The sequence below is a fragment of the Alkalispirillum mobile genome, from assembly GCF_003664325.1.
Taxonomy (GTDB): Bacteria; Pseudomonadota; Gammaproteobacteria; order Nitrococcales; family Halorhodospiraceae; genus Alkalilimnicola; species Alkalilimnicola mobilis.
This window is the reverse complement of the sequence record NZ_RCDA01000001.1, coordinates 1524592-1550206: the sequence shown is the minus strand read 5'-3', so window position 1 is coordinate 1550206 and position 25615 is coordinate 1524592. Positions and strand designations below refer to the sequence as shown.

Annotated in this window: 26 protein-coding genes; 10 read left to right on the top strand and 16 right to left on the bottom strand. The window is 68.1% G+C overall.

What is annotated here, in order from left to right; genetic code table 11:
- Positions 1 to 20 precede the first annotated feature (20 nt).
- Entirely contained in the window at positions 21 to 1322 is a 1302-nt protein-coding gene (locus DFR31_RS07405) for a peptidylprolyl isomerase (protein ID WP_121441956.1), read from the top strand.
- Positions 1319 to 2311, top strand: a complete 993-nt coding sequence (pdxA, locus tag DFR31_RS07400; RefSeq protein ID WP_121441955.1) for a 4-hydroxythreonine-4-phosphate dehydrogenase PdxA — start codon at positions 1319 to 1321, stop codon at positions 2309 to 2311. Before DFR31_RS07405 ends, pdxA begins: the two co-directional genes overlap by 4 nt.
- A gap of 78 nt (positions 2312 to 2389) precedes the next feature.
- Here pdxA and DFR31_RS07395 read toward each other — a convergent pair whose 3' ends face one another.
- The 7 genes from DFR31_RS07395 to DFR31_RS07365 form a co-directional block, all read right to left on the bottom strand.
- A complete protein-coding gene (locus DFR31_RS07395) occupies positions 2390 to 2629 on the bottom strand; it encodes a MoaD/ThiS family protein (protein ID WP_121441954.1) in 240 nt (79 codons plus the stop codon).
- A 16-nt stretch (positions 2630 to 2645) separates the two neighbouring features.
- Positions 2646 to 3944 (bottom strand): MFS transporter, encoded by a 1299-nt coding sequence (locus DFR31_RS07390; protein WP_121441953.1) that lies wholly within the window; start codon positions 3942 to 3944, stop codon positions 2646 to 2648.
- A gap of 84 nt (positions 3945 to 4028) precedes the next feature.
- A complete protein-coding gene (locus DFR31_RS07385; protein WP_121441952.1) occupies positions 4029 to 5087 on the bottom strand; it encodes a succinylglutamate desuccinylase/aspartoacylase family protein in 1059 nt (352 codons plus the stop codon).
- Between the two features lie 2 nt (positions 5088 to 5089).
- On the bottom strand, positions 5090 to 5620 hold the full coding sequence (locus tag DFR31_RS07380; protein ID WP_121441951.1) for a gamma carbonic anhydrase family protein: 531 nt from the start codon (positions 5618 to 5620) through the stop codon (positions 5090 to 5092).
- A 22-nt stretch (positions 5621 to 5642) separates the two neighbouring features.
- Positions 5643 to 6527, bottom strand: coding sequence for a universal stress protein (locus tag DFR31_RS07375; protein WP_121441950.1), 885 nt, complete (start codon positions 6525 to 6527; stop codon positions 5643 to 5645).
- 211 nt (positions 6528 to 6738) lie between these two features.
- Positions 6739 to 7125: a cupin domain-containing protein gene (locus tag DFR31_RS07370; protein ID WP_121441949.1), complete on the bottom strand. Its 387-nt coding sequence runs from the start codon at positions 7123 to 7125 to the stop codon at positions 6739 to 6741.
- A gap of 150 nt (positions 7126 to 7275) precedes the next feature.
- Positions 7276 to 7848 carry a TetR/AcrR family transcriptional regulator gene (locus tag DFR31_RS07365; protein WP_121441948.1) on the bottom strand — a complete coding sequence of 191 codons (573 nt, stop codon included), beginning with the start codon at positions 7846 to 7848 and terminating at the stop codon, positions 7276 to 7278.
- Between the two features lie 146 nt (positions 7849 to 7994).
- Between DFR31_RS07365 and DFR31_RS07360 the strand changes: the two genes are divergently transcribed.
- Positions 7995 to 8789, top strand: a complete 795-nt coding sequence (locus DFR31_RS07360; RefSeq protein ID WP_121441947.1) for a DUF4197 domain-containing protein — start codon at positions 7995 to 7997, stop codon at positions 8787 to 8789.
- A 27-nt stretch (positions 8790 to 8816) separates the two neighbouring features.
- Here DFR31_RS07360 and lysA read toward each other — a convergent pair whose 3' ends face one another.
- Positions 8817 to 10064 carry a diaminopimelate decarboxylase gene (lysA, locus tag DFR31_RS07355; RefSeq protein ID WP_121441946.1) on the bottom strand — a complete coding sequence of 416 codons (1248 nt, stop codon included), beginning with the start codon at positions 10062 to 10064 and terminating at the stop codon, positions 8817 to 8819.
- A gap of 26 nt (positions 10065 to 10090) precedes the next feature.
- On the bottom strand, positions 10091 to 10204 hold the full coding sequence (gene lptM / locus DFR31_RS07350; RefSeq protein WP_121441945.1) for an LPS translocon maturation chaperone LptM: 114 nt from the start codon (positions 10202 to 10204) through the stop codon (positions 10091 to 10093).
- 146 nt (positions 10205 to 10350) lie between these two features.
- Between lptM and DFR31_RS07345 the strand changes: the two genes are divergently transcribed.
- Positions 10351 to 11031, top strand: coding sequence for an alpha/beta hydrolase (locus tag DFR31_RS07345; RefSeq protein ID WP_121441944.1), 681 nt, complete (start codon positions 10351 to 10353; stop codon positions 11029 to 11031).
- A gap of 13 nt (positions 11032 to 11044) precedes the next feature.
- Here the strand turns inward: DFR31_RS07345 and DFR31_RS07340 are convergent, their stop codons facing one another.
- The 6 genes from DFR31_RS07340 to DFR31_RS07315 form a co-directional block, all read right to left on the bottom strand.
- Positions 11045 to 11542 carry an FKBP-type peptidyl-prolyl cis-trans isomerase gene (locus DFR31_RS07340; RefSeq protein ID WP_121441943.1) on the bottom strand — a complete coding sequence of 166 codons (498 nt, stop codon included), beginning with the start codon at positions 11540 to 11542 and terminating at the stop codon, positions 11045 to 11047.
- A gap of 22 nt (positions 11543 to 11564) precedes the next feature.
- Entirely contained in the window at positions 11565 to 12464 is a 900-nt protein-coding gene (locus DFR31_RS07335; RefSeq protein WP_170153622.1) for a molecular chaperone TorD family protein, read from the bottom strand.
- Positions 12465 to 12802: 338 nt separating this feature from the next.
- Positions 12803 to 13996 (bottom strand): NrfD/PsrC family molybdoenzyme membrane anchor subunit, encoded by a 1194-nt coding sequence (gene nrfD / locus DFR31_RS07330; protein ID WP_121442196.1) that lies wholly within the window; start codon positions 13994 to 13996, stop codon positions 12803 to 12805.
- 14 nt (positions 13997 to 14010) lie between these two features.
- Positions 14011 to 14760, bottom strand: coding sequence for a 4Fe-4S dicluster domain-containing protein (locus DFR31_RS07325; protein WP_342767655.1), 750 nt, complete (start codon positions 14758 to 14760; stop codon positions 14011 to 14013).
- Between the two features lie 25 nt (positions 14761 to 14785).
- On the bottom strand, positions 14786 to 17299 hold the full coding sequence (locus DFR31_RS07320; RefSeq protein ID WP_121441940.1) for a molybdopterin-dependent oxidoreductase: 2514 nt from the start codon (positions 17297 to 17299) through the stop codon (positions 14786 to 14788).
- Positions 17296 to 18549 (bottom strand): 4Fe-4S binding protein, encoded by a 1254-nt coding sequence (locus DFR31_RS07315; protein ID WP_121441939.1) that lies wholly within the window; start codon positions 18547 to 18549, stop codon positions 17296 to 17298. Before DFR31_RS07315 ends, DFR31_RS07320 begins: the two co-directional genes overlap by 4 nt.
- Before the next feature lie 266 nt (positions 18550 to 18815).
- On the opposite strand from DFR31_RS07315, the gene DFR31_RS07310 reads away from it, so the two are divergent.
- The 6 genes from DFR31_RS07310 to DFR31_RS07285 all read left to right on the top strand — a co-directional run bounded on the left by DFR31_RS07310 (position 18816) and on the right by DFR31_RS07285 (position 24983).
- Positions 18816 to 19706 (top strand): substrate-binding domain-containing protein, encoded by an 891-nt coding sequence (locus DFR31_RS07310; protein ID WP_121441938.1) that lies wholly within the window; start codon positions 18816 to 18818, stop codon positions 19704 to 19706.
- Entirely contained in the window at positions 19703 to 21157 is a 1455-nt protein-coding gene (locus DFR31_RS07305; RefSeq protein WP_121441937.1) for a sensor histidine kinase, read from the top strand. Before DFR31_RS07310 ends, DFR31_RS07305 begins: the two co-directional genes overlap by 4 nt.
- Positions 21154 to 22476 (top strand): sigma-54-dependent transcriptional regulator, encoded by a 1323-nt coding sequence (locus DFR31_RS07300; protein ID WP_121441936.1) that lies wholly within the window; start codon positions 21154 to 21156, stop codon positions 22474 to 22476. The genes DFR31_RS07305 and DFR31_RS07300 overlap by 4 nt, the downstream gene beginning before the upstream one ends.
- 100 nt (positions 22477 to 22576) lie before the next feature.
- A complete protein-coding gene (gene tal, locus DFR31_RS07295; RefSeq protein WP_121441935.1) occupies positions 22577 to 23713 on the top strand; it encodes a transaldolase in 1137 nt (378 codons plus the stop codon).
- Positions 23710 to 24096, top strand: coding sequence for a Co2+/Mg2+ efflux protein ApaG (gene apaG, locus DFR31_RS07290; RefSeq protein WP_121441934.1), 387 nt, complete (start codon positions 23710 to 23712; stop codon positions 24094 to 24096). The genes tal and apaG overlap by 4 nt, the downstream gene beginning before the upstream one ends.
- A gap of 47 nt (positions 24097 to 24143) precedes the next feature.
- Positions 24144 to 24983 carry a symmetrical bis(5'-nucleosyl)-tetraphosphatase gene (locus DFR31_RS07285; protein WP_121441933.1) on the top strand — a complete coding sequence of 280 codons (840 nt, stop codon included), beginning with the start codon at positions 24144 to 24146 and terminating at the stop codon, positions 24981 to 24983.
- Here DFR31_RS07285 and ampD read toward each other — a convergent pair.
- Complete coding sequence (gene ampD, locus DFR31_RS07280; RefSeq protein ID WP_121441932.1) at positions 24970 to 25560, bottom strand: 1,6-anhydro-N-acetylmuramyl-L-alanine amidase AmpD; 591 nt, start codon at positions 25558 to 25560, stop codon at positions 24970 to 24972. The genes DFR31_RS07285 and ampD overlap by 14 nt on opposite strands.
- Positions 25561 to 25615: the final 55 nt, after the last annotated feature.

Below are 25615 nucleotides of genomic sequence, written 5' to 3'. Positions count from 1 at the left end.
CGCCCGGGAATGAGACAACCATGACTGCAATCACCCGCACTATCCTGACCGGTACGCTGCTTACCGTCGCCCTGCTGCTGGCGGCCCTGCAGCCCGCCCGCGCCGAATCGCTGGACCGCATTATCGCGGTGGTGGACGACCAGGTGGTGCTGGCCTCCGAGCTGGACCGGGAGATGGCCACCATCGCCAACCAGCTGCGGGGCCGCGGGCAGCAGCTACCGCCGCAGGACACCTTCCAGCGCCAGGTGCTGGAGCGGCTGATCACCCAGCGGGTGCAGCTCTCCCGCGCCCAGCGGGTGGGCATCAACATCGACGACGCCACCCTGGATGCCGCCATGCAGCGCATGGCCCAGCAGAACAACATGACCATGGGGCAGTTCCGCCAGGCGGTGGAGCAGGAGGGCTTCGAGTTCAACTACTTCCGCGAGGGCATCCGCGAGGAGATCGCCATCAGCCGCCTGCGCCAGGCCCAGGTGGAGGAGCAGGTCACCGTCACCCCGCAGGAGGTGGAAGAGGTGCTCGAGACGCTGGATGACGAGAACCAGGAATACCGCCTGGGCCACATCCTCATCGCCACCCCCGAGGCCGCCTCCAGCGACCAACTGGAAGAGGCCCGTGAGCGGGCCGAGCAGCTGCGCGAGCAGATCGTCGCCGGCGAGACCGACTTCGAGGGCGCGGCCACCGCTTTCTCCGACGCGGCCACCGCCATGGAGGGGGGTGATCTGGGCTGGCGTCTGCAGGGCCAGCTGCCCAGCCTGTTCGCCGAGGCCATCGACGCCGGGCTGCAGACGGGCGAGGTGAGCGAGGTGCTGCAGAACAGCAGCGGCTTCCACCTGGTCAAGCTCATGGATCAGCGTACCCAGGGGGGCGAGCACGTGGCCGAGACCCGCGCCCGCCACATCCTGATCCGCACCGACGGTGATGTGATCACCGACGAGGACGCCAGCCTCCGACTGCAGTCCCTGCGCGAGCGCGTTGAGGACGGCGAGTCCTTCACCGAGCTGGCCGAGGAGTACTCCGAGGACACGGGCAGTGCCGCCCGCGGCGGTGACCTGGGCTGGACCCGGCCCGGCCAGCTGGTGCCGGAGTTCCAGGGCGCCATGGATGCCCTCGACGAGGGGGAGATCAGCATGCCCTTTGCCACGCCCTTCGGGTGGCACATCGTCCAGGTCACCGATCGGCGCGAGCGGGACATCACCCGCGAGCGGCTGCGCGACCAGCTGGCGCAACAGATCCACCAGCGCAAGGCCGAGGAGGCCTTCGAGCAGTGGATCCGCCGGCTGCGCGACGAGGCCTACGTGGATGTGAGGGTCGACCAGTGAGCCTGCCGCGACTGGCGCTTACCGCCGGCGAGCCGGCGGGCATCGGCCCCGATCTTTGCCTGAAGATCGCCGCCGAGCCGCTGGATGCCGCCGTGGTGGTGCTGGGTGACCCGCAGCTGCTGCGCGAACGGGCAGAGCAGTTGGGGCTGTCGGTGGCGGTGCAACCGGTGACCGCCGTCCCCACCGGCCGCCACCAACCCGGCACCCTGCCGGTGTTGCCCGTCCCGCTCGCCGGTAGCCGTGCCCCCGGGCAACTGGACACGGCCAACGCCGCACACGTGCTGGCCCTGCTGGAGGGCGCCGCCCGTGGCTGCCTGCAGGGTGAGTTCGACGCCGTTGTCACCGCCCCGGTGCACAAGGGGGTGATTAACGAGGCCGGGCACGTCTTCAGCGGCCACACGGAATTCTTTGCCGAGCAGACCGGCGGGCAGCTGCCGGTGATGATGCTGGCGGCGGACACCCTGCGCGTCGCGCTGGTGACCACCCACCTGCCGCTGCGGGCCGTGGCCGACGCCATCACCGCCGAGCGGCTGGAGCGGGTCATCACCACCCTGGACCGGGACCTGCGCGCACGGTTCGGCATCCAGCGGCCCTGCATCCGGGTCTGTGGCCTGAACCCCCATGCGGGCGAGGGCGGCCATCTGGGGCGGGAGGAGATCGAGGTGATCGAGCCGGTGCTGGCCCGGCTGCGCGATCAGGGGCTGGACCTGGACGGCCCGCTACCGGCGGACACGGTGTTCACCCCGCGCCACCTGGCCGGTGCCGACGCGATCCTGGCCATGTACCACGACCAGGGCCTGCCCGTGCTCAAGCACGCCGGTTTCGGCCGGGCGGTGAACATCACCCTGGGGCTGCCCATCATCCGCACGTCGGTGGACCATGGCACCGCGCTGGACCTCGCCGGGACCGGGCAGGCGGAAGCCGGCAGCCTGCTCGAGGCAATCGCGCAGGCCCGCCGAATGGCGCTTGCCACCCAGTCACCCGCGTAAGACACCGCAGTCATCGCGAGGGCCGAGAGGCCCGTGGCGATCTCCCTGCTCTGGACGCCGCCGGCGACCTCGCCGGACTTACCCGCCGCTGACCGGTGGCAGTAGTACCAGAGTGTCGTCCGCCTTCAATCGGGTGTCTTTGCCAACCAGTTCGTCACCCACCGCATAGGCGACCCGGGCCAGGTGCGGTGCCAACTCGGGCTGTTGCCCGGCCAGCGCCTCCAGTGCATCGGCGACGGTCGCACCCTCGGCCAGCTCCAGCGTCATCCGCGGCTGGCCCACCACCTCTTCCAGAATGCCGTAGAACTCTACTTGCACGTTGTCTTTACCCGCTTCAGTCGTGTTTCACATGTATGTTACGGCAATGGGTTTCATGCAGCAGCAATGAGGCGGCCAGCGCCAGCGTGGCAAAGCCGCACAGCAGCACCAGCCCGCCCTGGTAGGCCGCGAAGCCGTAATCGGTGTCCCCGGACGCCGCCAGGATCAGGTCCATGATCCAGCCGAAGATGGGCTGGAACAGCGCCGCGCCCAGAAACAGCCCGGTGTTGACCAGGGCGATGCCCATGCCCGCCAGCGCCGGGGCGGTAACCTCCTTGGCGTGGGCGTAAGCCACCACGAAGCAGCCAGCGGACAGCCCCAGGGCCATGAACAGCGCCATGGCCAGCGGGCCCGGCCCCCAGGGCAGCAGCCACAGCCCCAGGCAGACGACCAGGTAGGCCGCGGCACCCCCGATCAGAACCGGCCGGCGCCGGCCCACTCGGTCGGAGTACATGCCAGCCACCAGGCAGCCGATGGCGAAGGCCACCGTGGCCAGCGTGGGGTAAAGCGAGGCGGCGCTGCGGTCCAGCGCGTGCAGGTCGCGCAGCAGCGGCACCGCCCATAGGCCGACGAAGCCAAAGAAGCTGCCGGTAATGCCGAAGTCGTACACCGCACCCGGCCAGAGCTTGCGGTTGGCGAACACGGCCCGCAGGTCCTTCACCCAGTGCTGGTCGCGGGCGGCGTGGGCGCTCTTGCCCTCCATCTCCCGCACCGATGGGAAGCCGGCGTCCTCCGGCTTGTTGTAAACCTTCAGCCAGGTGGCCACTGCCAGCAGGATGGAGAAGACGCCCAGGGCCACGAACACGCTGCGCCAGTCGTAGTGGTCCAGCACCAGGGCCAGTGGGCCGGTGGCGGCGATGGCGCCGGCATTGCCCAGCAGGAGCGTCAGCCCGCTGATGGAGCCGTACTGGCGCTCGCTGAACCAGACGCTGTTGCTCTTCATCAGGCCCACGAACACCGTCGATACGCCCAGCCCCACCAGGAAGCGGCCCACGCTGGCCATGGTGAAGGTGTCGGCCAGCCCGAACAGGATGGAGCCCACCCCGGCCACCAGGCTGCCGGTCATCACCGCCCAGCGGGCACCCAGGGTGTCGGCGAGCACGCCGGAGGGGATCTGCATGGCGGTGTAGATGTAGTAGTACATCGCCGCCAGGGAGCCCAGGGCGGCCGCGCTGGTGCCGAAGGCCTCGGTGAGTTCGCCGGAGACTGACCCGGGCGCCATGCGGTGAAAGAACACCAGCATGTAGGCCAGGATCAGGATGCCGTAGATGGTCCAGCGGACCTGCTGGAAGTGTCGGTGGTCGAAAGCGGTCAAGTCGGGTCTCCCGCGGATTTTATGATTATCGTCGGCCCGGGTGCTGCCGGGGCCGTACCCCGCCCCGCGGCCGCGGTAGTGCGCTCAGACGATGGGCGGCTCTTCGGAGGACGGGAGTTCCCCCTCCAGCCCCTCCTCGTAGGCGGCCCACTGGGCGGCGACGCGTTCCGCCCGGGCGGCCTGCTCGTAGCGCGCCACGTGGTAGAGCGCTTCGCCCTCATTCACCAGGGGCAGGTTGTTGCGGCCCACCACAATGCCGTCGAAGGGCGCGCGTACCGGCAGCTCCTGTTCGCCGAACGGGTCCGCAATATAACCCAGTATCTGACCCTGTTTCACGTGGGTGCCCAGCGGGCTGACGGTGCGGAAGATGCCGTCCTGCTCGGCACGCGCCCATTGCGAGGCGTTGGCGACGTAACTCTGGGGCGCGTCGCGGCGGCGGGTGGGGCGTTGCGGCAGCATCCCCAGGTGGCGCATTACCCGCACCGTACCGGCGAGACCGGCCTTGATAGCCGGCTCCTGGAAGCGCAGCGCTTCGCCCGCCTCGTAGGTGATCACCGGGATGCCGGCCTCGTCCGCCGCCGCCCGCAGGCTGCCCTCGATCAGCCCGCTGTTCAGGGTCAGCGGCACCCCGAACGCCTGTGCCATCTCCGCGGCATCGGCGTTGTCCAGGTTGACCCGGATCTGCGGGAGGTTGTCGCGGTGGATGGCAGCGGTGTGCAGGTCGATGACGTGGGTGCAGCGCTCCACGATTCCGGTCTTGAACAGGTAGGCGGTGCGCGCCCCCAGCGAGCCCCGCTCGGTGCCCGGGAAGCAGCGGTTGAGGTCCCGGCGGTCCGGCAGGTAGCGGGAGCGGTGGATGAAGCCGAAGACGTTGACGATGGGCACGGCCACCAGGGTGCCCGCCAGGTGGCGCAGGGTGGAGAGCCTGAGCAGCCGGCGGATGACCTCCACCCCGTTGATCTCGTCGCCGTGGAGGGCGGCGCTGACCAGCAGCACCGGGCCGTCCCGGCGCCCGTGCACCACCTGTACCGGCATGTGCAGCTGGGTATGGGTGTAGAGCTGGGCCAGCGGCACATCCACCGTCATGCGCTGGCCGGGCTGGACCTCGGCATCAAAGATGCGGAAGGGGGCCCGGCGCGCCATGCTCACTCGCCGTCCCGGTGCTGGTTCTTGACCTTCACGTAGTGGCGGGCGGAGTAAACCAGCTTTTCGCGCTCCTCGTCGGTGAGGGGGCGGGCGGCCTTGGCGGGGCTGCCCACGTAGAGGTGGCCGCCTTCCAGCTTCTTGCCGGGCGGCACCAGCGCCCCTGCTGCCAGGATGCTTTCATCGCCGATCTCGGCCCCGTCCATGATGATCGCGCCCATGCCGATCAGGCAGCGGTCGCCCACGGTGCAGGCGTGCACGATGGCCTTGTGGCCGACGGTGACGTCCGCACCGATATGCGTGGCGAACCCACCCGGGCTGTAGGGGCCGTCGTGAGCCACGTGGACCACGCTGCCGTCCTGGATGTTGCTGCGTTTGCCGACGCGGATCGCCTGCACATCCCCACGCAGCACGGCCATGGGCCAGATGGAGACATCCTCCGCGAGCGACACGTCGCCGATGACCACCGCACTTTCGTCGATCCAGGCGGAGTCGGCGATGTCGGGGTAGCGGCCCAGATAATTACGGATCATGGTAGCTCCGAGGTTCAATGCGTCAGATCACGACGGTGACGGGGCAGGGCGCGGTTTCCACCACGCGGTGGCTGACGCTGCCCAGCAGGGCCTCGGTCAGCGTGCCGCGCCCGTGGCGCCCCATGACGATCGTGGGGGACTGGTCTGCGCGTTCCGCCGCCTGCCGGACGATGGCCTCGGCCGGGCGGGCGTGGCTCAGCAGCGTCTCTTCGATGCCGGCCGGGACCTCGCCGAGTGCTTCCCGGGCCGCGGCGAAGATGGCTTCGGGCTTGTCGTCGCCCGGGTCGACCCCGCCCACCGGCTGGCAGAAGATCAGTTCCACCGGTACGTCGACGTTGCGTGCCATGTCGCCGGCAAGGGCCGCCGCGGCGCGGCTGTGCCCGGAGCCGTCCACCGGCAGCAGGATGCGGCGCAGGGCTGCGCTGCCCTCGTTGACGGCGTCATCGTGAACCACGGTGACAGGGCACTGGACGCGGTGAAGGATCTGGTTGCTGACACTGCCCTCCACCAGCTTGAGCAGATCACTGAGGTGGCGCGCACCCAGCACAAGCAGGCAGTCGGACTGGCGCCGCACGTGGTCCACCACCACCCGTGCCGGGCGGTGCACCAGGCTCTCGTCATCGGCTTCCAGAGTCACGCACTCGGCCTCGGGGCCCTGATCGATGGCGGCCCGCGCCTTCTCGAAGGCCCGTTCCGCAGCGCGTAACTGGTCGGCGCGGTCCGGGTCGTTCTCCGGTTTGCGGTTGGCGGGCAGGTCGCTGAGTTCCGCCGGGATTGGGGGCATCACGTGCACCAGTTGCAGGCGCGCGTGCAGCGTCTGCGCCAGCAGTCCGGCATGGCGGGCCGCTGCACCGGCCGCCGGGGAACCATCGACGGGAACAATTACCAGGCTGATCTTCTCGCTCATTGTTTTCCGGCCCACTCCTCAAGGTGCGTTGATTCTGTCCAAGAGGATAGCGTAACCGGGTCGGTGGCCGCCGACCAATGTCGGGGGAGGGATTCCTTTGGGGGGAGTGGGGCCCGCGATGACAGCGCGGGTTAATGACACGGGCGGTCGTGTCCCGGGGCAGGCCGGTGATGGGGTGTTCGGCCTGCCCCGGCGGTCGCGTCGGTCGGTTTCAGCTGTCCAGCTGCTTTTTGAGATGTGCCAGGGTTTCGCAATGCTCATGCTGCGGGCTGAAGAGGATGATCTCGGCGTCGTCTTCCACCCGGAGCGTGTGGCCCGGTGGCCAGTAGAAGATGTCCCCGGCGGATACGGTCTCTTCGCTGCCGTCCCGGTAGGTCATGATCAGGCGGCCTTCGATCATGTAGCCCCAGTGGGGGGACTGACACAGGTCCTCTTCGAGCCCCTTCAACAAGGGGCCGATATCAGTGCCCGCCTCCAGCGAGAAATACTCCCCGGTCATCTTGTCGTACTGGCTGGCATCGCCGAACTCGAGAATCTGCCGGGCCACGGCGCCCGGCGCGCTGAACACCTCCGGTACGTCGGTCTTCGCGATACGCATGATCCACCTCCTTCCGTCCTCTGCGGATGCGCCCTCTAGACCAAGCGGTCTAATCGTGAGTGTAGAAAGGCGGCTGGGGCGGTCAAGGTGCGGGTTCTTCGGGGTGTGAACAGTCGCGCGAATTCATCGACGCCGGCCGGGGATAGCCGTTCAGGCCGCCGTGCGGAAGTAGAAGTCGAGCATGGCGGTCAGGGGGGCAGGGTCCCGTCGAAGGCGGCTTCGCAATGCGGCGCCTTCCCAGCAGTCCAGCAGCAGGTCTGCCATGTGGTGCACGTCGGTTTCCTTCGGCAGGTCACCGTGCAACCTGGCCTCTTCCAGGCAGACGGCCAGCCGAGCCGTGATCTCGCCAAAGCACCACTCGATCTTGTACCGGAAGGCATCGTTTACGGCTGACAACTCCTGCCCGAGGTTGCCGAGCAGGCAACCGCGATAGCCCTCGCGGCCATACTTTTCCCGGGAGAGCTCGAAGAAGCGGCGCACGCGGTCCAGCGGCGGACGGCGGGTGTCGTTCAGGCAGTCATCAAGGCCGGCATGGACCTGCCGCATGTACCGGTCCACCACGGCCAGGGCAAAGTCCTGCTTGCTCCTGAAATGGTGGTAAAAGGAGCCTTTCGGTACATCGCTGGCCGATAGCAGCGCCTGCACGCCCAGATCGTTGTAGCCGTGTTCCAGTAGCAGATCCAGGCCGGTTTCCAGGAGGTGCTCTTTGGTGTCCTTGCGCATGGGGTGCCTGTAGACTGACTGGTCTACAGTAACCCTACGCCACTGTGGTGTGGCGTCAAGGCGGATAGGGAGTGAGCCGCCCGGTCACGCCTTACGCATTGCGCCGCGTAAGCAAGGCCTTCCGTTTCGCTGCTAGGATCAACATTATGACTGAACTGATGAAATCACTGTTGCAGGGGGTCCGGGTAGTGCCGGTGTTCCGCAGGTATGGTGCTGCCTTTTGCGTTGTGGCGCTGTCCGGGGCGCTCATGGCGTGTGTTCCCGGGGGCACGCAGACGCAGGGGGCTGAGCCGACAGCTCAGTCCGCCTCCGGCAGCAACGGCGGAAATGGCCAGGCGGTGACCGCCGATGACATGGAGGACGGGCTGCGCGAGGCCTTGAGCCTGGCCACCCAGCGGGTGGTGGCGCAGTTGGGCGCCACCGACGGCTTCTATGCCCATGATGATGTCCGCATCCCGTTGCCGGCGCGGCTTCAATCGGTGCGGGAGCAGTTGGCGCGGGTTGGCCAGGAAGGCCGGGTGGATGCCCTCCACGAGCAGCTCAACCGCGCGGCGGAGCGGGCGGCGCCCGAGGCCGAAGCGCTGTTTCTGGACGCATTGCGTGACATGACGGTGAGTGATGCCCGGGCCATCCTGTCCGGCCCCGAGGACAGTGCCACCCGGTATTTCCGTGAGGCGACGGGCGATGACCTGGAGGCGGCCATGGCGCCCATCGTCGAGGACCGCCTGGATCAGGTGGGTGCCTTCAGCACCTGGGGGCAGCTGCAGGAGCGCCTGGAGGCCCTGCCGCTGGTGTCCGGCTTCTCCCTGGACCTGACCGATCACGTGGTGCACCACGCAGTGGACGGCCTTTTTCTGCGTATGGCAGAGGAAGAGGCCGCCATCCGCGCCAACCCGGCGCAGCGCGGCTCGGAATTGCTGGAGCGCGTCTTCAGGCGTTGAGGCGGGCAGGGCGCGGGCACCGGCCCTTCAGTCGAGCAGCTGCTCCCCCCGCCACAGCTCGGCCAGCGGCTCGCGGGCCCGCACCACGTGGAACTGGTCCCCGTCCACCAGCACCTCCGGCGGCCGGGGGCGGGTGTTGTAGTTGGAGGCCATGACGAACCCGTAGGCGCCGGCGGAGTGCACGGCCAGCAGATCGCCCTCGGCCAGGGCCAGGGTCCGTTGCTTGCCGAGGAAGTCGCCGGTCTCGCAGACCGGGCCGACGATGTCCCAGGCCAGCGCCTCGCCGTCCGGGCGGGGGCGTACCGGGGTGATGGCCTGCCAGGCGTCATAGAGTGCCGGGCGCAGCAGGTCGTTCATGGCGGCATCGACAATGGCGAAGCGCTGCTCCGGGCCGTCCTTGAGGTATTCCACCCGCGTGATCAGCACCCCGGCATTGCCCACCACGGCGCGGCCCGGTTCCATGAACAGGGTGAGGTCCCGGTCGGCCAGGCCGTCCAGCAGCACCCGGGCGTAGTCCTCCGGTGCCGGTGGGGTCTCGTCCTGGTAGCGGATGCCCAGGCCGCCGCCCACGTCCAGGTGGCGAATGGTGATGCCCTGCTCGGCCAACCGGTCCACCAGCTCCAGCACGCGCGCCAGCGCATCGGCAATGGGCGACAGGTCGGTGAGCTGGGAGCCGATGTGGAAGTCCACCCCGTCCACGCTCAGGTGCGGCGCCTCCGCTGCCTGCCGGTAGACGGCCTCGGCCTCGCGGATGTCGATGCCGAACTTGTTTTCGCGCAGTCCGGTGGAGATGTAGGGGTGGGTGCCGGCGTCCACGTCGGGGTTCACGCGCAGGGAGACCGGTGCGGTCACGCCGAGCTCGCCGGCCACGTCGTTCAGCCGGGTCAGCTCGGCGGCAGATTCCACGTTGAAACAGCGGATGCCCACCTCCAGCGCCCGGCGCATCTCCCCGGCGGTCTTGCCGACGCCGGAGAACACGATCTTCTGCGGCTCGCCGCCGGCAGCGAGCACCCGTTCCAGCTCGCCGCCGGAGACGATGTCGAAGCCCGAGCCCAGCCGGGCCAGCAGCTGCAGGACCGCCAGGTTGGAGTTGGCCTTCACCGCGTAGCAGACCAGATGCGGGTGCTCACCCAGCGCTTCGTCGAAGCCGCGCCAGGCGGCCTCGATGGCGGCCCGGGAGTAAACGTAGGCGGGGGTGCCCACCTGCTCGGCGATACGGTCCAGCGGCACGGCCTCGGCGCACAGCCGGCCGTCTTGCAGCGAGAAGGCTTGCATAAGGGGTCAGAACTCCGGGCTGAGGGTTACGACTGCTCGGTCTCGTCCTCCGGCATGTACAGATCCCCCTTCTGGCCGCAGCCGGTCAGCGCGGCGGCAAGGGTCAGCAGCAACAGCAGGGTCAGTAACGTTGCGCGCATGGACAGGCCGGGTGGATGAATTTGGACCGGACATTATACCCTCGACGGCCATAAATCCCAGCGAACATGACCCAGCGCAAGATTTTAAGCCGACGGCAACGCTAGGCTGTGGGCGGATCAAAGAATAACCCTTCAGGAGAGGATCAATGGACAGTCAGCGTCTGGACCGCGTCGAAGTGCCCACCGGGCCGGAGCCCACCGCCAGCGTGATCTGGCTGCACGGCCTGGGTGCCGACGGCCACGACTTTGAACCCATCGTCCCGGAGCTGCGCAAGACCGCCGCGCAGTGTGAGGTGCGCTACATCTTTCCGCACGCCCCCAAGCGTCCGGTGACGGTGAATGGTGGTGCGGTGATGCGCGCCTGGTACGACCTCTACGACTTGGGTATCAACCGCGCTCAGGAGGACGAGGAGGGTATCCGGGAGGCGGTGGGCCTGGTGCAGGGGCTGATCGACGAGGAGAAGGCGCGCGGCGTGCCGGCCGAGCGGATCGTGTTGGCAGGTTTTTCCATGGGCGGGGCGACGGCGCTGTACAGCGGGTTGCGCCATGGTGAGCGGCTGGCAGGCCTCATGGGGCTGTCCTGCTATCTGCCGCTGGCCGACCAGCTGGCGGAGGAGCGCAGCCCGGCCAATGCCGACACGCCGGTGCTGCTGGCCCACGGCACCTACGACCCGGTGCTGCCGTTGCAACTGGGGTCCGCTGCCCGCGACACCCTGACGGGTCTGGGCTACCGGGTGGAGTGGCAGGACTACCCCATGGAGCATCAGGTCTGCATGGAGGAGATCACCCTGGTGGACGACTGGCTCAGCCGGGTGCTGGCCGACTGAGCCATTCAGCGCCTCAGGACGACGCGGCGTGCTGCCCCTTGGCGGTGGCGTCGCGGGCGTACTGGGCGCGCACCTCGTCCTTGGTGGCCGGGCGCACCTCGCGGATCTGCACCTCGAAGGTCAGTTGGCGGCCGGCCAGCGGGTGGTTGCCGTCCAGCACGGCGCCATTTTCGGTCAGGCGCACCACCTTGAGGGTGAAGCGCCGGCCGTGGGAGCCGCTGGTCAGCTGCTGGCCCTCGTACAGCTCCAGGTCCTCGGGCAGAAATTCGCGGTTGGCCTCGAAGACGAGGTTCTCCTGGCGCGGGCCGTAGGCCTGCTCTGGCGCCAGCGTGACCCGGTGGGGCATGCCTTCCTCGATGCCCTCCAGCGCCTCTTCCAGCGCCGGCAGGATGTGCTTGTAGCCGTGCAGGTAGACCATGGGGCCGGATTGCTGGCTGTCATCCAGCAGCGTGCCGTCCTCGTCTTTCAGGCGGTAGTCCACGGTGACTACGGTGTTCTTGCGAATCTTCATGCGTGCTTTCTCCCGCCATGCATCAGGGCGTCTTTATTTCCTTGAACTGCGGGTTGGTGTGCTGCATGCCCATCGCCCCGGCGCGGCAGTCGGGACAGACGGCCAGGTGACTGGCGTCCAGGCCCTTTTCCCGCAGGGTGGCCATCATGCCGGCCAGGTCGCCTGAGGCCGCGAAGGGTTTGCCGCAGCGGGCGCAGTCGGTCTGGTTGCCGGCACCGCTGGCGGCCACGGCGGCGGAGGCCTCTGCCAGTTCGGTGGCCTCCGGTTGGGTTTCGGACTCGGGGGCAGGCACCTGGGCCTGCAGCCAGCGGGCATCCTGGTCGAGGCTGTCGCGGATCATGCGGCCAAGCACCAGGTAGGGGGCGCCGTGCGGGGCGTCGCGGGCTTCCTGTTCGATCTTGCGCACCCAGTCGTTGGGCCAGGGGCGAAGGAAGCGGTTGAGGAAGTCGCGCGCTTCTTCCAGGTAGTGGGTGGCGGCGTCGTCCTCGGCCTGGGCGGCGGAGGCGAGCAGCAGGGCCAGGAACTGGAGCTGCAGCGCCAGGTGGTCGGGGGTGTCGCGGAAGCTGACGTCCTTGGCCAGGCCGTGGCGCTGGTAGTAGCCTTCCATCTCTACGACGCTGGGGCCCATCATGCTCTTGTCGATGTAGAGGGCGGCGTTCAAGGGTGCCGGGTAGGGGGGCACCAGGAACAGCCGGCTGTAGCCGCGCAGCAGGGTTTCGTGGTCGGCGATGGGCTGCATGGCGTCGCGCAGTTGTTGCCCGGCGCCGGTGTCTGGCAGCAGTTCGTCCAGGTCGGCGGGCAAGGCCTCGCCCATGGCCTGGTGGTAGCCGGCCTGCACCGGCGGGATGAGGGCCTGGCCGAGGCAGAGGTAGAGCTCGGCGCGGGTCATCAGGTGTTCGGCGTGTTGTTGCAGGTTTTGCATGGCGTTGGCTTGGCCTGATTCGATTGTCCGGGAGGGCGTGGCTGCCATTCTGGACGGCCACGGCTTTGTTCAGGGGTTTCTGGTGAGTGCTGCCGGGAGCGGATGATCGCTGGGCGCTCCACTTGCGCACCCCTTCGGGGTGCCCTGCGCTACTCGGGAAAATCGGCGCGCGTGAACTCGCTTCGCTCGGACATGCACGCGCTTTTTTCCGATTTTCCCTGCGTTGCTCGGTGCGCAAAGTCGCTTCCAGCGATCATCCGCTCCCGGCAGCACTCACCAGAAACTGGTCGATAAATGGGCGCCGGGGCTTCCCTGCCCCGGCCTTCCTTGCCCCGGCTTCAGGCCGTGGCCCGGGCCTCGGCCTCCGCTGCCTCCTCCAGCTGCTCCGGCACGGCGGAGAGGTTGAAGTACTTCTCGCCAAGTACGTAGAGCGTGAAGATCATGGCGGAACCCATGATGGTCAGTGCCCACTCGGTGGCCGAGGGGGTGTACTGGATCATGTTCCACGCCCAGGTGCCCTGGAACAGCGGGATGACCTGGCCGCCCACCACGAAGAAGTAGCGCTCGGCGAACAGGCCGCCGAAGGTCAGCACGGAGACCAGGATCTGCACCTGCGGGTTGACGCGCAGGGTCCGGGACATCATCAGGGCGAAGGGCACGACCAGGCCCAACAGCAACGAGAGGATGTAGACCGGCGAGGCGAACAGGTAGTCCGCCCAGACGTGGTAGACCTCCGGGTTGTTGGCGTACAGGCCGGTGATGGCGCGCACCGCCACGAACAGGATGGTCAGCCCCAGTACCGCCGCGAACAGCTTGGGCAGACCGTTGTTCAGGGCGTTCTGCAGTTTCTGCGGCATCTTGCTGCGGTCGAAGCCGTAGGCCATATAGCTGAAGAAGAACAGCGCGGCCATGCCGCTGGTGACGGCGGTCAGGTAGAAGTAGATGGGCAGCGAGCCGTCGAACCAGAACGGACGCATGCTCATCATGCCGAAGATCAGCGCCAGGTTGCCGCTGGCCAGCAGCACGCCCAGGAAGGAGGCGATGCCGACCATCTTGGTGTTCTTGCTGTCCCAGTCGCCGGCCTCCATTTTCTGGAATTTCCAGAGCAGGAAAAGCAGGTCGGCGGCGTAGAACACACCCATCCAGAACATGGCGGACTGGATTTGCATGTTGAAGGGGATGGCCCACAGCATGCGGAAGGTGTGGCCCAGCTCCAGCGCCAGCACCGCCATACCGGAGATCAGGATGATGAAGGCCAGGAAGATGGCCCGCTTGGCGATGCCGTAGTACTGCTTGAAGCCGAATACCAGGGGCAGCGAGGCGATCAGGCCCAGCCCGGACGACGCCAGGGCGAAGTACAGGTAGGTGGAGATCGGCTGCCCCCAGGGCAACTGCGAACTGACGTTGAAGGCCGCGTGGCCGTGCGTCATGAGCTGGGTCATGACGTAGCCGAACGAGCCGATAAGGATCAGGGCGGAGAGCACCAGCAGCCCGGTGCCCAGCCCGCCTTTCATGACGTTGTTATCTGACATGGTCATTCACCCCCTCAGGAATTGCGCGGGCTGAAAGCGGGTACACCGGCGCCGGCGCCCAGGTAGTAGACCTGCGGGCGGTTGCCCGTGTGGTCCAGCAACCGGACACCCTTCTTGTCGCCGATGATGCGGTTGACGTTGGACTCCGGGTTGTCCAGGTCGCCGAAGAAACGGGCCTTGGGCGGGCAGGTGCGCACGCAGGCCGGCACGTACTCGACGAGATCCGGATCGTCCTCGTCCAGATCGGGCACGCCCTCGGGGGCCTTGCTGATCTTGTGGTAGCAGAAGGTGCACTTGGAGACCACGCCCTTGGGCTGGATGCCGATGCCCCGGCGCCAGTCCTGCTCCGGGTTCTGGTAGGGCGGGCTCCACATCTGGCCGTTCTCGCCCGGGTAGACGTCGCGCATGTCCGGCTCGATGAGCGGCTGCTCATCGGCGTAGAAGCGCACGCCGTAGGGGCAGGCGATCATGCAGTATTTGCAGCCGATGCACTTGTTCCAGTCCACGAAGACGATGCCGCCGGCGTCAGGGTCCTTGTAGGTGGCCCGGGTCGGGCAGACGTGCACGCAGGACGGGTCCTCGCACTGCATGCAGGGCCGCGGCAGCCACTTCATCTGGGCGGTCGGGTATTCACCCTCGTTGTAATAGAGCACGTCCTGCCAGCTCTCGCCGGGCAGGGTGTTGTTCTCCATGGAACAAGCCGTGGTGCACGCCTGGCACCCGGTGCACTTGTCCAGGTCGATGACCATTCCCCATTTAGCCATTATTCATTTCCTCCAGTAATCGGGTTCAGGCCTTTTCCAGCCGCACCTTGCCGGTGTAATAGCTGGCGAGCCCGGAGATCGGGTCGGAGAGGTTCTCGGTGATGTCGCCCGAGTGCCCCGGCTTGATATCGCGCCCCTCGGCGGTGGCCCAGCGGCCCTGCGCCCAGTGGCCGTACTCCATGGGCAGCACCAGGGTGTCCGGGCGGTGGCCGGGCATGTAGCGCGCCTTGGCCTTGATGGATTTGGTCTCACCCCGGACCTCTGCGGAGATGCGCACGGTGTCACCGTCGTTGATGCCCCGCTCGCGCGCCGTCTGCGGGTTCACCTCCAGGTAGCAAGTGCCGCGGCCGCCCACGATGGGCTGCATGTAAGCCTGCGCCTGCGGGATGTTGGCGCTGCGGCCCTCGGCGTGCAGCGGGGTCTTGGGGGTGACGAAGTGCAGGTCGCCGCCGCCGGTATGGCGGGGTTCCACCCACTGCACCAGGCCCACCCGGTCCTCCGGGATGTCCATCTCCTGAGCGATGTAGTTGGCGTGGTCCTCAAGGAAGCTGGACTTGAACTCGAACTTGCCCGAGCCGGTGGGCATGAGCTTGTCCTTGACCTCCGTCTCGGTCATCTCGATGTTGTAGTCCTCGCCGTCCCACTCCCAGAACTTCCCGCGCCAGTAGCGCCAGTGGTAGGGCTTCTTGTACCAGACGCCCTTCTCTTTCCAGCTTTCGAAGTCGTTGACGCCGTTGTCGCCCGGGTCATCGGCGAAGCCCTTGGCCCGGTGGCGGAGCATGTTCTCCACGTCACCCAGTTCGGCGTAGTAATCGGCCATCGGGCCGTTAATGCGCTTGCCGAGCTCGATGATCATGTCGCCGAAGTGCTTGGTGTCGTACACCGGGTCGACGGCCGGGACGCGCAGCGCCGTCATGGGCCAGCCCTCGAAGGGGTAGGTGGGCGAGTCCTGCAGCCGCTCCAGGTAGGTGTGCTCCGGCATGATGATGTCGGCGTACATGGCGGTCTCGCCGGGGTAGGGCGAGGTGTCGATGATGAAGACATCCTTCAGCGCCTCCTCCCACAGGGTCGGGTCCGGGGCCGACCAGATGGGGTTGGTGACGAAGAACATGGCTGTGTCCAGCTTGTAGGGGTCGCCGGCCAGGTGGTGCTTGGCGCACTCCTGCATCATGTGGCTGGTCATGGGCCACTTCTCGGTGCCCGCCATGTCGATGCGCGGGTACTTGCCGTCCATTTCCCGGGCGTGGTCGTCCATGTAGTCGTCCGCGCTCACCGGCAGCGAACCGTAGGAGGGGCCCATCTGGTAGAACAGCCCGCCCTCGGCGAACATGCTGCCCACCAGCGCGTTCAGCGCGTGTACGGCCATGCCGTTGTAGGTGCCGTTGAAGTGCGCGGTCGGGCCGCGTTCCATGATCGCCATGGCCGGCTTGGTGGTGGCGAACTCCCGGGCGGTGCGGTAGATCTGCGCCGCCGGGATGGTGGTGATCTCTTCGGCCCACTCCGGGGTGCGGTCCTTCAGTTCCCCGTTCCACCATTCGGCGATGCCGTGAGTCCAGTTCTCCTCGAAGGCATCCGCGACGATGGTCTCGCCGGTGCGGAAATGGTTGCGGCCGTCCTCGAAGTCGCCCACGAACTCCTTGTCCCACAGCCCCTCGGTGAGGATCACGTGGGCGATGGCCAGGGCCAGGGCGCCGTCGGTGCCGGGCTTGATCATCAGGTAGCGGTCGGAGGCCGCCATGGTGGGGTTCATGCGCACATCGATGGAGGTGATGCGGGTCTTCGGGCTTTTGCTCCGCATGTGGCCCCACACCTGCATCAGGTAGTTGTAGGGGCGGAAGGCCTCCAGGAAGCTGGCGCCGAAGTTCAGGATGTAGTTGGTGTTGCGGTAGTCGTAGCTGTTGTACGAGTCGTTGCCGTCGGTGGCGCGCTTGGCCCGCTTGGAGCCCTCGGCACAGATCGAGGCGTGACCGATGGCGGAGTTCGGGGTGCCGTAGAGCTTGCCGAAATCACCGTACAGGCCGGCATCGGAGGAGCCCCAGCCGCGGCCGTAGAAGTGGGCGAAGCGGTGGGATTCACCGTTCTCGCGCAGCCGGTTGAGCCGCTCGGCGACGATGTCGAAGGCCTCATCCCAGGAGATCGGCACGAACTCCGGGTCCTCGTCGCGGCCCTTGTTGGGGTTGGTGCGCTTCATCGGGCCCTTGAACCGGTCCGGGTCATACAGCAGCTGGGTGCCCAGGTGGCCCTTGGGGCAGAGCTTGCCGTTGGCGATGGGGTTGCCCGGGTCGCCGTAGATGGCGTGCACCCGCCCGTTGGTGGTGTAGACGTTGATGCCGCAGCGGGCCGGGCACTGGTGACAGATGTTCTTGGTCACGCGGGTCTCGCCACCCGGCCGGGCATTGGCATGGGTGGAGTTGGTGCTGGCGGCGGTAAACCCGGCCAGCTTGCCGACCCCGGCGGTGGTCGCGGCCGCAGCGCCTGTGGCACCGGTGGCCTTGAGGAACCGCCGCCGGTTAAGCAGCGTATCCAGGATCATTTTCATCGCCTTGTTTCCTCCTGATCATCATGATCCCCGGGTGGGTTGCCCGGGTCTTGTGTGGGGCCCGCGGCCCCGGAGCTTGAGCCCGCTCCGAAGAGCAGATCGCGGCCCGCGCCCTGGGCCAGCTCGGCGTCCTTGCGGCAGCCGGGGCAGAGCGGCTGCTCTTTCCCTGCGGAAAAATCGGTGTGGCACTGCTGGCAACGTTGCCGGCGGTGCCGGGTAAGCGAGACGCGACCCATGTAGGGGTGCTGGTCCCGTGCATGGATGGTGATGGCCTGTTCCGGGCAGACCCGCTGGCACAGGCCGCAGCGGATGCAGTAAAGGGGGTCGTAATCCAGGCCGTCGCCCGCCGCGTCGGTTTGCTTCTGCAGCGCGCCGGTGGGGCACAATGAGGCGCAGATGCCGTGGTTGCTGCAGGCCTCCGACACACTCGCCTCCGGGAACAGGGTGTTGGGCAGCGTCTGATCCTGCGGCTCGGCCAGGGCCGCCAGCGCCTCCATCTGCCTGAGCCGGGGCACCGGCCGGACCCGGTTGGCCACCAGGGGGACCGGCTCGGGGGGTGGGCCGGTCTCGCCGCGCAGGCGCTCCGATGCCCCGGCGGCGTGCCCTGCCAGCCGGCGGAACAGGCCCCGCCGGCTGACCCGGCGCTCACCGGCCGACTGGGGGGTCTCCTGGCGGAGCAGGCGCCGGCTCAAGGGGGCCTGGCGCAGGCGCGGGGCCCGGTCGGCGAGGCCCAATTCATCCAGGGCGTCGTGGCACTCGGCAAGGGCCTTTTCCACCGGTGGGCGGGTGCATCCGGCGCTGGCCGGGCAGCCCTCGCACCAACCCCGGTCCAGCAGGTCCACGGGCCGCCCCTCGCCAGACCGGACCAGCTGCAGGAGCCGATCGCTGCTCAGGGCCCCCAGGCAGGGCACCCGGTGGGCCCCGTCCGGTGACTGGTCCGGCGGCACGCGCCAGCAGTCCACGCTCAGGGGCTGGTTAGCCGGGGCCGGTCGGGGTGCGGTGTCCAGCCCGGGGCCGTTCAGGGCGCCGGTGGGGCAGGCCGCACTGCAGCGGCCGCAGGCCACGCAGTCGCCGGTCAACCGCGGGCCCTCGGGCGTGGCCTCCAGCGCATCCGCCGGGCAGGCATCAACGCATGCTCGGCAGTCGGACAGCGGTGAGCGCGCCGGCAGGCACGCGTTCTGCTGCCACAGCAACCAGGGCTGCGCATCGTCCATGCGATGCCAGGCCGATTGTTCGGCGGACTGGGACAAGGTGGCTTCTCCTCCGGCACCCGGCCCTGTTCGTGGTGTCGTCGCCCTGTCCGGTGTGCGACAGGAGCGGGCCGTGGCGCATGCTTTGTACTCGTTGCCTGGGAGCAAGCAATTGCCTTGCCAACGTTGGGGTGTGGCGTAATGGCGCAGTTCGCGGCAGGATGACGCAGCGAAGCGCGTCCAGCGTGTTACCGGTTGGTAACAGCGCGCAGGCAGAGATCGGGCCGGGTGTTACGGGTTGGTAACCCACATTGGGAGGTGCGCTGATGCGCCAAGGGTATATCTGGATCGGGGTGGTGCTTGTCTGGCTGGCCGGGCTGGCCGGCCCCGTGATGGCCGACGAGGATGCGCCGCCCCTGCGGATCGGCCTCACGCCGGTGATCCTGGAGGACCAGCTGAGCTTCCTGGACGAGTGGCAGGTCTACCTGGAGGAAAAGGTGGGCCGCGAGGTGCGTTTCGTGCGCCGGAACAGCTACGGCGAGGTGGTGGACCTGGCCCTGCGCGGCCGCATCGACTTCGCCTGGCTCTGCGGCTACCCCTACGTGCAGCACGAGGGCCGACTGGACCTGCTCGCCGTGCCGTTGTTCGAGAGTGCGCCGCTCTACCGGGCCTACCTCATCGTGCCCGCCGACGATGATCAGACGGAGTCCATTAGCGATCTGGCCGGCAGGGTATTTGCCTATTCCGACCCCAACTCCAACTCGGGCTGGCTCTACGGGCAGCAGTTGCTGGATGAGGCGGGTGTGGACCCTGAGCGGTTTTTCCGCCGGACCTTCTTTACCTTCAGCCACCGCAAGGTGGTGGAGGCCGTAGCCGAGCGGGTGGCCCATGGCGGGCTGGTGGACGGTTACGTCTGGGAGACCCTGGCCCGGTCCCGGCCGGACCTGACCGAGCGGACCCGCGTGGTGCACCGTTCCGAACACTTCGGTTTCCCGCCGCTAGTGGCCTCCCCCGGGGCGACGGCGGACGAGCGCAACGCCCTGCGCGAGGCCCTGTTCGGCATGGGCCAGGATACAGAGGGGCAGGCGTTGCTGGAGAAGCTTAACCTCGAGGGGTTCCGGGCCGCTGACGATGAGCTGTACGACGGCATCCGGGCACTGAAGCGACTGGTGGATGTCGGTCGCTTCCCGGAGCCGCCGGATAGCTACGAACCATGATTGAGAACATCAGTTATCGCTACAAGGTACCGCTCAACATTACCCTGGTGGTGGTGCTGACAGCGGCGGTGATCGCGGCGACGGTACTCGGCCAGGCCTGGCGTGACCTGGAGCGGGATCTCTACCAGAACGGTCAGAGCCTTGCCCGAGTGCTGGCGCACGGGGTGGCGCCGGCCCTGCTGCAGGAGGACGTCTGGGGCGCCTACGAGACCATCCGCGCGCCGATGACCGTGGACATGGAGCCCCACCTGCGGCCCGAGAGCATCATGGTGCTGGACGAGCAGGACCGCATCTACATCTCCACCGATCCGGACCGGCTGCCCATCCTCGACCGTCCGGCCGAGGCCGATGCCCGCCTGGCCCCGCTGGGCCGCCTGCTGGCCGGCGAAGGCGTCGACGGCCCGGAGCGGCTGCAGCTTGAGGGCAACGAGTTTCTGGTGCTGTTGCCGGTGGAGATGGACGGCAGCGTGCTCGGTACGGTGGTGCTCGGGTATTCGCGCGATGGCTTTCTGCCCCGATTCCTGGGCGCGGCGCAGCAGGTTTTGGTCACCACCTTCCTGATTCTGCTGGTGCTGGTGCCGGCCGGCTGGTGGCTGGGTCGCCGTGTGGCAGAGCCTTTGCTGGCCCTGTCCGACTGCATGGACAAGCTGGGCAGCGGTCCGGCCGAGGAGGTGACCTGCCGCCTGCGGCGCTCCGGCAAGGATGAGATCGGCCGGCTCAACCGCCAGTTCCGCGCCTTGATGAGCGAATTGCAGGAAAAGGAGGCGCTGGAGCGGGAGATGGTGCGGGCGGACCGGTTGGCGGCCATCGGCCGGTTGACCTCCGGCATTGCCCATGAGATCAACAACCCGCTGGGGGGCATGCTCAACGCCCTCAACACCTACAAGCACCACGGCGCGCCCGATCCCTTCACCCTCAAGACCCTCTCGCTGGTGGAGCGGGGGCTGCTGCAGATCCGCGATATCGTCGGTGCGCTGCTGGTGGAGACCCGCCTGAAGGGCGAGGACCTCTGGGCGGAGGACCTGGAGGACGTGCGCACGCTGGTGGCCCCGGACATCCGTCGCAAGCAGGTGGCCCTGCAATGGGACAACGCCCTGCAGGGGCCGGTGCCGCTGCCCTCCACGCCGGTGCGCCAGGTGCTGATCAACCTGCTGCTGAACGCCGTGCGGGCGGCGCGCCAGGGCGGCGAGGTGCACTGCCAGTTGGAGCGGCGGGACGACTGGCTGCGCATCCGGGTCTGGAATGACGGCGATCACATCCCCGCCGAGCGGATGGAGCACCTGTTCGAGCCCTTCTCCGGGGTCAGTGCCGTGGGCAATGGGCTCGGCTTGTGGGTAACCTATCAGATCATCGAGCAGCTGAGCGGACGAATCGAGGTGCAGAGCCGGCCCGACGACACCGAGTTCCTCATCCAGCTGCCGCTGGGCGTACGCCGGGAGGTGATGCCGTGAGCCAGCGCCTCTGCCTCATCGAGGACGACCCGATCATGGGCGAATCCCTGCAGGACCGCTTCACCCTGGAGGGCTTCGAGGTGGACTGGTGCCCGACCGCCGCCGAGGGTGAGCGGCATCTGCGGCGCGGTGGGTACGCGGCCGTCATCAGCGATATCCGCCTGCCGGACCGTGGGGGCGATGCGCTTTACTTGGACTTGAAAGGGGAGGGCCTGTTGTTGCCCCCCTTCATCTTCATCACCGGCTTCGGGGCCATCGAGACGGCGGTGCGGCTCCTGAAGGAGGGTGCGTCGGATTTCGTCACCAAGCCCTTCGATCTGGACGAACTGGTGGAAAAGGTGCGCGCCCTGGCGGAGCGGCACACGCCGGAGGCGGGCGATGACGCCGAGGCGGTGCTCGGGATTGCCCCCGCCATGCGCCGGCTGGAATCACGCCTGTTGCGCCTGGCGCGCGCCGGTGCCGGGGTGCTGATCACCGGCGAGTCCGGTGTCGGCAAGGAGCACGCCGCCCGCTACCTGCACGAGGCGGCCGCGCCCGGGCAGCCCTTCGTGGCCGTCAACTGCGGTGCGCTCACCGAGACCCTGTTGGAGGCGGAACTCTTCGGCCACGAGAAGGGCGCCTTCACCGGCGCGGATCGGGCCCGGCGCGGCGTCTTCGAGCAGGCCCAGGGTGGCACCCTGTTCCTGGACGAGATCGGCGACATGTCCCCGGCCATGCAGGTGCGGCTGCTGCGCGCCATCCAGGAGCGCCAGGTCACCCGGGTCGGCGGCGAGACGCCCATCCCGGTGGATATCCGCCTGGTTTCCGCCACCCACCGCGACCTGCGCACGATGGTCGAGGCCGGCACCTTCCGCGAGGACCTCTACTACCGGGTGAACACCGTGCAGGTGCGCATCCCGCCGCTGCGCGAACGCCCAGAGGACATTCTCTGGTTCGCCGGCCGGTTTCTGGCCGAGGCCTGTGCCGAGCAGGGGCGGGAGGACCTGCAGGCGCTGTCCAACGCGGCCCGGGAGGCCCTGCTGGGGCACGACTGGCCCGGCAACCTGCGGGAGCTGCGCCACGCCATCGAGCGGGCGGTGATCCTCTCGGAGGGGCCTCAGGTGGGGCCGGCGGACCTGCTCGACGACGGTGCGGCGGCCGAAGCCGTGGAAGCCGAGGGGCACGGGCTCAGCGACTACCTGCGCCGCTGTGAGCGGGCCCACATCGTGCAGGCGCTGGAGGCCAACGCGGGGCACATGGCACGCACCGCCGAAAGCCTCGGTATCAGCCGCAAGAACCTCTGGGAAAAGATGAAGAAGCTGGGCCTGAGTGCGTCCTGACTGTCGGGTTGTGGGTGCGGATCGCGACACCCGCCTACACCGCAAAGCCCGCAAACGTTATACTGCAGGGTTCCCGATCAAGAATGTGCGGAGGCGCACGGTGACACGCAATAACCCCCTCAAGCAGCTCGTTGAGCAGGGCCAGAGCCCCTGGTTCGACAACATCCACCGTCGCATGCTCGAGGATGGCGAGCTGCAGCGCCTGGTGGAAGAGGACGGCCTGCGCGGGGTCACTTCCAACCCGACCATCTTCCAGAAGGCCATCGGCGGCAGCGATGCCTACGACGCCGCCATCGCCGATGCCCTGGCCGCCGAGCCCGGGTTGAGCGCCGAGGGGCTGTTCATGCACCTGGCCGTGGCCGATATCCGCGCCGCCGCCGACGTGCTGCGCCCGGTCTTCGAGCGCACGGACGGGGCCGACGGCTTCGTCAGCATGGAGGTCTCGCCGGAGCTGGCGCGGGACACCGAGGGCACCATTGCCCAGGCCCGCGACCTGTATGCCCGCATCGATCGGCCCAATGTGATGATCAAGGTGCCCGCCACCCGCGAGGGGCTGCCGGCCATCGAGACGCTGATCGCCGAGGGGATCAGCGTCAACGTCACGCTGCTGTTCTCCGTCGCGCGCTACGCCGAGGTGGTGGAGGCGTGGTTGACCGGGCTGCAGCGCCGGCGCGAACAGGGGCTGCCGCTACATACCGTGCAGTCGGTGGCGAGCTTTTTTGTCAGCCGTGTGGACAACAAGGCCGACCCCATCCTGCAGGCGGCGGGCAGTGACGCCGCCCGCGAGCTGCTGGGCAAGGCCGCCATTGCCAACGCCCGCGCCGCCTACGGCCGGATGCAGCGCTGGCTCGGCGGCCCGCGCTGGCCGGAGCTGGCGGCCGTGGGCGCGCGCCCGCAGCGGCTGCTCTGGGCCAGCACCGGCACCAAAAACCCGGACTACTCCGACGTGCTCTACGTGGACGAGCTCATCGGCCGCCACACCGTCACCACCCTGCCGCCGGCCACTTGGGAGGCGTTCCGTGACCACGGTGTCGCCAGCCCGGTGCTCGAGGATGGCGACGACGGCAGCGCCACCCTGAGCGCCCTGGCGGAGCAGGGCGTGGACATGGACGCCATCACCGTCCAGCTTGAGGATGAGGGCGTCCAGGCCTTCGTGGACTCCTTCCGCGACCTGCTCGGCACGCTGGAGAACAAGGCTGCCGACCTGGGCGTCCGTGGCCGCAAGGAGGGTGCATGAGCGACGACCAGGAGCGCTACCGCGTCGAGGTGGACGTGGACCCGGCCTACGTGGCGGACCAGTCCGACCCGGCGGAGGGTCGTTACGTCTTCTCCTACACCGTCACCATCAAGAACATGGGCGCGGTTACCGCTCAGGTGGTCAGCCGTCACTGGGTGATCACCGACGGCAGCGGCCATGAGCGCGAGGTCCGCGGTGAGGGGGTGGTCGGCGAGCAGCCGCGCATCAAGCCGGGTGAAGGCTTCCGCTACACCAGCGGCGCGATCCTCGAGACCCCGGTGGGCAGCATGCATGGCAGCTACAGCCTGGTGGCCGAGGACGGCACTGCCTTCAACGCCGATATCCCCGCGTTTACCCTGGCAGTGCCGCACACGCTGCATTAGGCTGGCCGAGCCGCGCCTTATCCCCAGTAACCTCCGGGAGACCACTGATGGCTGTCTACGCGATCGGCGATCTGCAGGGCTGTCTGTCCCCCCTTGAGGCGTTGCTCGAGCAGCTGCGTTTCGACCCCGCCAGTGACCGCATCTGGTTCGTGGGCGATCTGGTCAACCGCGGGCCCGACTCCGCGGCCTGCCTGCGCTATGTGCGGGACATGGGCGATGCCGCCATCACCACCCTGGGCAACCACGACCTGCACCTGCTGGCGGTCTGGGCCGGCACGGCGAAGGTCAAGCGCAAGGACACCGTCCACCAGGTGCTGGAGGCCCCGGATGGCGAGGAGCTGCTGCACTGGCTGCGCCATCGCAACCTGACCTGGCGCGATGACGCCCTGGGCTACTTCATGGTCCACGCCGGCGTGCCGCCGGTCTGGAGCCTGCACGAGGCGCAGGCGCACGGCCGGGAGCTGGAGGCGGTGCTGCGCAGCGATGACTACCTGGGTTTTTTCCGCAACATGTACGGCAACCAGCCGGACCGCTGGCAGGATGACCTGGACGGCTGGGACCGCCTGCGCTACATCTGCAACGCCTTCACCCGCATGCGCTACGTCGACGCCGAAGGCCGCCTGGACATGCGCTGCAGCAGCGCGCCGGGCAGTCAGCCGGACGGGCTCTACCCCTGGTATGAGATGCGCGAGCGCCTGCGCCCCGCGCCCGATCCGCTGACCATCGTTACCGGCCACTGGTCCACCCTGGGCCTGTGCCAGCGTGGTGGCAACGTGGCCATCGACACCGGCTGCCTGTGGGGCGGCGAGCTGACCGCCCTGCGCCTGGACAGCGCGGAGCGCGAGGTCATCAGCCGCCCTTGCCCGGCCTTTCTCACGCCCAAGTAGCGCCTCCCGCCGCACCCGGTGGCTGCAGCGCCGCCCGCAGTCGGGCCCAGTCGAACAGCGGCCCCGGGTCGGTCTTGCGCCCCGGGGCCACGTCGCTGTGGCCCACCACCCGCTCCGGGGTGATCCCGGGAAAGGACGCCATCAGCGTCTGGCACAGCGGGCCCAGTACCTGGTACTGGGCGTCGGTGTAGGGCGTCTCGTCGGTGCCCTCCAGTTCAATCCCCACCGAGAAATCATTGCAGCGTTCCCGCCCGGCCAGCACCGAGCGGCCGGCGTGCCAGGCCCGCCGGTGCAGCGGCACGTATTGCACCAGCGCGCCGTCGCGCCGGATCAGCAGGTGGCTGGAGACCCGTAGCCGGTGGATCTCGGAAAAATAGGGGTGGGCCGCCGCCGGCAACTCGTTCGTGAACAGCCGGTCGATCCACGGCCCGCCGAACTCGCCCGGGGGCAGGCTGATGCCGTGGATGATCAGGGCATCCACCCGCGTGCCCTGCGGGCGCTCATCCTGGTTGGGGGACAACACCAGTCGCGCCGGGCTGATCAGGCCGCTTTCCCGGTGGTAATAAAACTTGGACATGTGGCCGGGCCCCTTGGGTTGCTAAACTGGACGCTCTCTATACTCATCGCGGAGG

Coding starts and splice junctions, on each gene's coding strand:
- DFR31_RS07365 (WP_121441948.1), bottom strand. CDS start 7,848: ATGCGCAAGGACACCAAAGAGCACCTCCTGGAAACCGGCCTGGATCTG.
- DFR31_RS07305 (WP_121441937.1), top strand. CDS start 19,703: ATGATTGAGAACATCAGTTATCGCTACAAGGTACCGCTCAACATTACC.
- ampD (WP_121441932.1), bottom strand. CDS start 25,560: ATGTCCAAGTTTTATTACCACCGGGAAAGCGGCCTGATCAGCCCGGCG.
- DFR31_RS07370 (WP_121441949.1), bottom strand. CDS start 7,125: ATGCGTATCGCGAAGACCGACGTACCGGAGGTGTTCAGCGCGCCGGGC.
- apaG (WP_121441934.1), top strand. CDS start 23,710: ATGAGCGACGACCAGGAGCGCTACCGCGTCGAGGTGGACGTGGACCCG.
- DFR31_RS07320 (WP_121441940.1), bottom strand. CDS start 17,299: ATGAAAATGATCCTGGATACGCTGCTTAACCGGCGGCGGTTCCTCAAG.
- DFR31_RS07325 (WP_342767655.1), bottom strand. CDS start 14,760: ATGGCTAAATGGGGAATGGTCATCGACCTGGACAAGTGCACCGGGTGC.
- DFR31_RS07405 (WP_121441956.1), top strand. CDS start 21: ATGACTGCAATCACCCGCACTATCCTGACCGGTACGCTGCTTACCGTC.
- DFR31_RS07340 (WP_121441943.1), bottom strand. CDS start 11,542: ATGAAGATTCGCAAGAACACCGTAGTCACCGTGGACTACCGCCTGAAA.
- lptM (WP_121441945.1), bottom strand. CDS start 10,204: ATGCGCGCAACGTTACTGACCCTGCTGTTGCTGCTGACCCTTGCCGCC.
- DFR31_RS07335 (WP_170153622.1), bottom strand. CDS start 12,464: ATGCAAAACCTGCAACAACACGCCGAACACCTGATGACCCGCGCCGAG.
- DFR31_RS07310 (WP_121441938.1), top strand. CDS start 18,816: ATGCGCCAAGGGTATATCTGGATCGGGGTGGTGCTTGTCTGGCTGGCC.
- DFR31_RS07345 (WP_121441944.1), top strand. CDS start 10,351: ATGGACAGTCAGCGTCTGGACCGCGTCGAAGTGCCCACCGGGCCGGAG.
- nrfD (WP_121442196.1), bottom strand. CDS start 13,996: ATGTCAGATAACAACGTCATGAAAGGCGGGCTGGGCACCGGGCTGCTG.
- DFR31_RS07285 (WP_121441933.1), top strand. CDS start 24,144: ATGGCTGTCTACGCGATCGGCGATCTGCAGGGCTGTCTGTCCCCCCTT.
- DFR31_RS07380 (WP_121441951.1), bottom strand. CDS start 5,620: ATGATCCGTAATTATCTGGGCCGCTACCCCGACATCGCCGACTCCGCC.
- DFR31_RS07385 (WP_121441952.1), bottom strand. CDS start 5,087: ATGGCGCGCCGGGCCCCCTTCCGCATCTTTGATGCCGAGGTCCAGCCC.
- DFR31_RS07375 (WP_121441950.1), bottom strand. CDS start 6,527: ATGAGCGAGAAGATCAGCCTGGTAATTGTTCCCGTCGATGGTTCCCCG.
- DFR31_RS07360 (WP_121441947.1), top strand. CDS start 7,995: ATGACTGAACTGATGAAATCACTGTTGCAGGGGGTCCGGGTAGTGCCG.
- lysA (WP_121441946.1), bottom strand. CDS start 10,064: ATGCAAGCCTTCTCGCTGCAAGACGGCCGGCTGTGCGCCGAGGCCGTG.